The 6,393-nt window shown below is 39.3% G+C and carries 4 protein-coding genes, 1 pseudogene and 1 riboswitch; all 5 genes and pseudogenes read left to right on the forward strand.

The annotated features are described in order from the left end of the window. Nucleotides 1-89: 89 nt before the first annotated feature. Nucleotides 90-1,070, forward strand: a pseudogene (locus V7K55_RS25295) (B12-binding domain-containing radical SAM protein); the annotation flags it as partial. A gap of 11 nt (nt 1,071-1,081) precedes the next feature. Next, a complete protein-coding gene (locus tag V7K55_RS25300; RefSeq protein ID WP_334835752.1) occupies nt 1,082-2,191 on the forward strand; it encodes a fatty acid desaturase in 1,110 nt (369 codons plus the stop codon). A 510-nt stretch (nt 2,192-2,701) separates the two neighbouring features. Next, a complete protein-coding gene (locus V7K55_RS25305; RefSeq protein ID WP_334835754.1) occupies nt 2,702-3,163 on the forward strand; it encodes a hypothetical protein in 462 nt (153 codons plus the stop codon). A 397-nt stretch (nt 3,164-3,560) separates the two neighbouring features. Continuing rightward, the gene (locus tag V7K55_RS25310; protein WP_334835756.1) at nt 3,561-4,976 is read left to right on the forward strand and encodes a serine hydrolase; all 1,416 of its coding nucleotides are present in this window, start codon (nt 3,561-3,563) and stop codon (nt 4,974-4,976) included. 246 nt (nt 4,977-5,222) lie between these two features. Then, a riboswitch (cobalamin riboswitch) is annotated at nt 5,223-5,372 on the forward strand. 381 nt (nt 5,373-5,753) lie between these two features. Continuing rightward, the coding region (locus V7K55_RS25315) for a TonB-dependent receptor (RefSeq protein WP_442949114.1) at nt 5,754-6,393 on the forward strand (640 nt) is incomplete at its 3' end.

Raw genomic sequence — 6,393 nt, forward strand, 5'->3', positions numbered from 1 at the left:
GTCACTAGGAGTCCTCTTATGCTCAAGCAAGCAACTCCAAAACTATTTTTCTCACTGCTGCTACTGTACTAGTTAGTCACGCAAAGTGCTGTATGGTGGAAGTTGTCAGAAGTTGCCCAGAAATGTGTCGCTTTTGTCTGGCAAGTTATCTAACGCTTCCTTTTAGAACAGCAAGTGTGGAAGGTTCTCTCATTCCAGCGATTGAAAAAGGTTTATCAGTGACAAAACGCATCGGATTATTGGGGGCTTCTGTCACTCAGCATCCTGAGTTTGAAAGACTACTTGATCATCTGAATCAGCCAAAGTACGATGATGTGCGTCTCAGCATTGCCTCAGTACGGACAAATACCGTAACAGTAAAATTAGCACAAATTTTGGCGAAACGAGATTCGCGATCGCTCACAATTGCCGTAGAAAGCGGTTCAGAGAATTTACGGAGAATTATCAATAAAAAATTACATAATGATGAAATTATCCAAGCAGCGATCAATGCTAAAAGTGGTGGATTAACAAACTTGAAACTTTATGGAATGGTAGGAATTCCCGGTGAAGAACCAGAGGATTTAGAACAAACTGTGGCAATGATGCGCTCTCTGAAAAAAACTGTGCCAGGATTACGCTTAACATTTGGCTGTAGCACCTTTGTTCCCAAAGCACATACGCCATTTCAGTGGTTTGGAGTCAATCGGCAAGCAGAAAAGCGGTTGCAACTTTTACAGAAACAACTTAAGCCGCAAGGTATAGATTTTCGACCGGAAAGTTATAATTGGTCAATCATTCAAGCTTTGTTATCCAGGGGCGACCGCAGACTATCCCACCTTTTGGAACTTACCCGTAATTATGGCGACTCCTTGGGCAGTTATCGTCGTGCTTTCAAACAACTTAAAGGACAAATACCTAACCTAGATTTCTACGTTCATGATAACTGGTCAACAGATATTGTATTACCTTGGAATCACTTGCAAGGACTTTTACCACAATCTACGCTAATAAAGCATTTAGCTGATGCTACCAGTTATTTCAACTTACCCCAAAAAGAACTTCAGCCGCTAGGAAAAAGTTTTATTTAATGGAAACCGTAGTGAAAAAGTCGGATTTTGTCCTGAGTCCTTACATGAACAGCAGCGACTTGCGGGCAACTTATCAAATCCTGAATACGGTTGTGCCTTATGTGGTTTTATGGTTTTTAGCACACAAAGCAGCTTCTATTTCTTTTTGGTTGCTTGCGCCCATTATAGTTTTGATGACGCTGTTTTCAGCGCGTTGTTTTTCTTTAATGCATGATTGCGGACACTATTCACTCTTTCGTTCAAAAAGGGTTAATCGGATTATCGGTTTTATTCTGGGGGTGATCAACGCAGTCCCTCAATATCCGTGGTCAAGAGGACATGCCTATCACCATAAAACCAACGGTGATTGGCAACGCTATCGCGGTCCTAGTGCATTAATCTCTACTGAGGAGTTTGCTCGCCTCAGTCCATCTGCCCAAAGGCGTTATGAGCTACTGAGGCACTCATTCATGATCTTTCCGGGAGGTTTTTTCTATGTTGCTATTAAGCCAAGACTCGCCCTGATTGCCGGAATATATGATTTTATCACTCATCTACTGACTTGTTTGCAGCAAGATCCTTTTATGGATTTACCTCGAATCATCTCCTCTCATAAGTCTAGAAATTGGTACACTGCGGCTGAGTTTTGGCATCTGTTGTTCAACAACATTTGTGTAGTCGGTAGCTGGATTTTTCTAGGGTATTTACTTGGATTTGGTTTTTTCGTGAGCGTTTACTCAATCACGCTAACTTGTGCTGCGGCAATCTTAATCTGCGTCTTCTTTGTTCAGCACAACTTTGATGGCTCTTACGCCCACAAAACTGAAGGGTGGGACTATCTCGAAGGAGCAATTAAGGGCAGCAGTTATCTGGAGTTACCCACCATTTTAAAGTGGTTTTCCGCCGATATCGGTTATCATAACATTCATCATCTTTGCGACAGAATCCCCAATTACAACCTCCAAGCTTGCCACAATAAAAATATTCACCTGCTTAGGAGTGCAAAAATGCTGCGAATGGTAGATATTCCTGATTGCTTCAAATACATTCTGTGGGATTGTCGCTCCAATCGCCTCACGTCGATAGCATCGTTTCGTCAAGCTGCACAATCCATCGACCTAGAGAGAGCCAAGGAGGTGTAAAGAATACCGTTGTTTGAAACAACGGGAGCATCCCTATTTGGCAAAAATAAAAAAATAAAGATTATTCGCGGGTAAACATCGCGAATAATCTGGGGATTCAATCAAGTGGTTCTTCTGACTCTTGCTCAGATCCAGAACTAATGTCTAGCAGACAATCATCAAATGTATGAATTTTTCTGGTTTTACAGCTTTATTACAATTGCGATATATAAAGCTTTAATAGCAAAGTTAAAAACTCCAATACCATAGTCTTAAAAACTTAAAAATTATTTATTCAAAGAGTGGGTAATTAAATTGTATTTATCCACCCTATCTTGCCATATTTGCGACTTAATAAATATCTTTAGTTTACTGTAAAAAATAATTAAAAAAATCTCATAATTAATGCTAAGTTTATTGATATTTATTTAGAAAATAATTAAAATATAATTTGGATGCTAAAAATAGACTGACATTGAGAATAGAGGGTGTTATGGTTGTGCAGTCCAATTACATATTTGGGAGAAAGTAGTGAAAAAACTACCCCTGATTCTATTTGCAAGCTCAACGTTTGTTAGTTCGTTGCTGCTGAATTTATTCTTAGAAAAATCCGCAAAAGCAGATAATCCCAATCATCAGAAGTTACCTGACAATGTTTCGACAAATAATGCTCATACAGCTACTTTAAATTGTCAACGTCAAAACTGTAGTGGAAATGCACATTTAGCAACTTTTAATCGCCTCTTTCTGGCAAAAGCTGACAATTCTCAGGCTGATAATCAAAAGGTGATAGAACTAAATATGACAGATGAGGAAAGTGACACTGCGATTACCAAATTTGGTTGTGACTGTCCGAAAGCGATAAATGCGCTGCGTCAGACAAGGGGAATCACTATCGGAGTAGAAGGTGAATATCTTTCACCTACACAGAAAATCACACCCTGTACAGATAAAAACACACAGAATGATTCTCAATCAACTAATTATCAATAGTAAAATCCTAAGTTAGTGGGTGCTTCTAGAGTAATTTGTGAAAACTTTGTCCACCCGTTTTTTAACGGGTGTGAATAAAATTATACTGACTTCATTAAACCGAATTTATATTCACAGCATAAGTTTTTATTTACTATCCAAAATTCTTGACATTAGATATTTTCTTGCTTATGATTCTCAATCAGTTATGATTTCATTTATTTCTCGAAAAATCTTTGTAATCGGATGCTTAAAAGTTAACATAATGTATAATTTTACTGTTCTTACTTTGACTAATTAGGGCGGTAAATCAAGGTTTTAGGCATTTACTGAGATGCTTCGCTGTGCTAAATACGAGAGCAAAAGACCCTTTTCAAACATTCTCTAAGAAAATTCAATATTCTCCTCACCATACTGTATGAAATTACGATGGTTATTCCTGAGCTTAATTAGTATTTTGCTCCTATCCTCTCCTGCAAGAGCAACTCGATTAGAATCCTGGCACTTTGACCCTGCTCAAAATCAGCTTGACTTAACCACTGACTCAGGTATTCAACCGAGAGTTTTTTTAATTGATAACCCTAAAAGGCTTGTCATTGATTTATCGGGAACTATTTTGGGCTATCCTACAACCAAACAAAACTTTGGTTCGGCGATTCGAGAAATTCGGGTAGCGCAGCTTGACCCCCAGACGACCAGACTTGTAATTGAATTAGCACCCGGTTATACCGTCTCTCCGCAAAGTGTAATAGTTAAGGGAGATTCTCCCTCTCATTGGGTCATTAAATTATCATCAATTGAAAAAGAAAAAATGCCTGCAACAGGAGTTGTGGAATGGGGAATAGAAACTGGAGAACAATCTTCTCAAACACCAATTTCCATTACCCCTAATTTCCAGAAAAAATCCCAACTTCTCTTATTCCAACGCCAAGGGGCTTTACAAAATATTCCAGGTATTAATCAGCCCAATCCACCAGATATACTCACTAAACCAGTAAATGCTTCTATGTTTGCTGGGGTAGTTGCTTTAGGTCAACAACTACCAGAACTAAAATCTCAAATTAATGCATTGATGGCTCGCTATAGCTTCCTCAAGCCGGGGATGTTTTTTGTGGATTTAGAGACGGGTAACTATTTGGATATTAGTGGCGACAAAGTATTTCCCGCCGCGAGTACGATTAAGTTCCCAATTCTGATTGCTTTTTTTGAGAAAATAGACGCTGGTCAAGTTAAGCTAAATGATACCTTGGTAATGCGGCGAGACTTGGTTGCAAGTGGCTCTGGAGATTTGCAGTATCGACGCGTGGGAACCAAGTTGACTGTGCTGCAAACCATAAACAAAATGATTACTATCAGCGACAATACCGCCACAAACATGATTATTGACCGTTTCGGTGGTAAGGCAAAATTAAATCAGAGGTTTCGCAGTTGGGGATTGAAAAATACTGTAATTCGTAATTTACTGGGAGATTTCAAGGGAACCAATACGACCAGTCCCGCCGACTTAGTAAAATTATCAGCATTGATTCAATATCATAAGTTAATTTCAGATGCGAGTCGCTCCCAGGCAATAGACATTTTAAATCATTGCCATAACAGAAAGTTACTGGCAGCTGGTTTGGGTTCGGGAGCGATAATTGCTCATAAAACAGGGGATATAGGGTTTGTAATTGGGGATGCAGGTATTATTGAGATGCCCAATGGAAAGCGTTACTTAGCAGGGATTTTTGTCAGAAGACCTTACAATGACACCAGAGGTAGGGATTTTGTTCGTCAAGTTTCTCAGTTGGTATATACATACTTAGAGCAACCGAAATTAACCCAGTTACCTTAAGGAATGTGGATTAAAAGAAATGCAAAACTTCTATTTTGTATCCTCCACAAAAATACGTTAGGAACGTAAGATACCTGACGAAATTAAATCTACACCAACAATGTCCGCAAAGTCCCCTGTACTGAGAGTTAGGGGATTTACTTTATGCGTGTTGACGGGAACCGCTATAATTCCATATCCAGTAAGTTATATGGAAAATTAAAATTGTTACTAATCGAAATTTACATGCAGACAATAACTATGGTAATGTGACACATAACTGTCGGTTCTGATGGGGAGCAGCCATCAGACACAAGGGGGAAAGTTCGGTGTAAATCCGGCGCTGTCCCGCAGCTGTAATGAGACGAATGTAACGTGTCTCAAAGTCAGAACACCCGCCGACTCACTCTAGACACAAAACACTTATCTGCGAGGCACAGATGATACATTTGATTAATGAATTTCATGGGTACAGGTACTGTTTTAAGACAGTACCTTATGCAAGTTCTACTACTTCGCTTCGCTGTTAGTAACAACACTCAATTTTAGATAGTCTTGTAGGAATTTTGGTATTTTTTATGAATACCACAATGTCTTTTTTGCTATCCAAATAGTATCCACCATGATTTAGGTATGCCAATGCATTGCAGCAAGCTAATTCAAACCTAAATCTTAAAACTCAATAGCACAAATCAATATCTGCATTTACTGAAAACGAGGAGTTTCATGTCCACTTCCCGTGTAATAACTTATTGCGAATTTTTCTTAAAAATCTTCGTTTTTACCGCAATCTATGGGATGGTATGTGGAGGAAATGTAGCCATTGCTAATCAAGTTCCACAAATATCTGAGTTTTCCAAGTACGAAGGTACTGCAAGAGACTTACAACCAGTTGCACAAGTAACACCTGAAAATACTCCAGCATCCACAGAAGAACCAGATATTGAATTAACAGTCATCGACAAGCTATTGAATGAACCCGTTTACTCACCCTTTCGCCGCGAGGGGACAGTAAAAGATTCCACCCGTCCGGTTTACGTAATTACGGGTGAAGAGATGGAAGCGCAGGGTGCTAGAACTGTCAGAGAAGCACTAAAATTTCTGACAGGTATTTTGCCTGATGGTACAGTTGGCACAGAAGTAAACGCTTTAAGCGGTCAATTTATCCGGGGTTCTAACTCTGCACAAGTCTTGATTTTGCTTGATGGTAGACCAATTAACGATTTAGGTTCTGGTGGTTTTGACCTTTCAGAATTTACTACCAATATCGTTGAAAGAGTAGAAGTATTACCAGGTGGTGGTTCTACCCTTTATGGTTCTGATGCAATTGGAGGAGTGATTAACATTATCACTCGTCGTCCTACAGAAAAAGTGACAACGCAAGCAGGTGTTAATTTTGGCGCGTATGGGTTAAATCAGCAGACTATCAATAGTAGTG

Origin of the sequence: Nostoc sp. (genome assembly GCF_036919895.1) — a bacterium.
In the GTDB taxonomy this organism is placed as follows: domain Bacteria; phylum Cyanobacteriota; class Cyanobacteriia; order Cyanobacteriales; family Nostocaceae; genus Nostoc.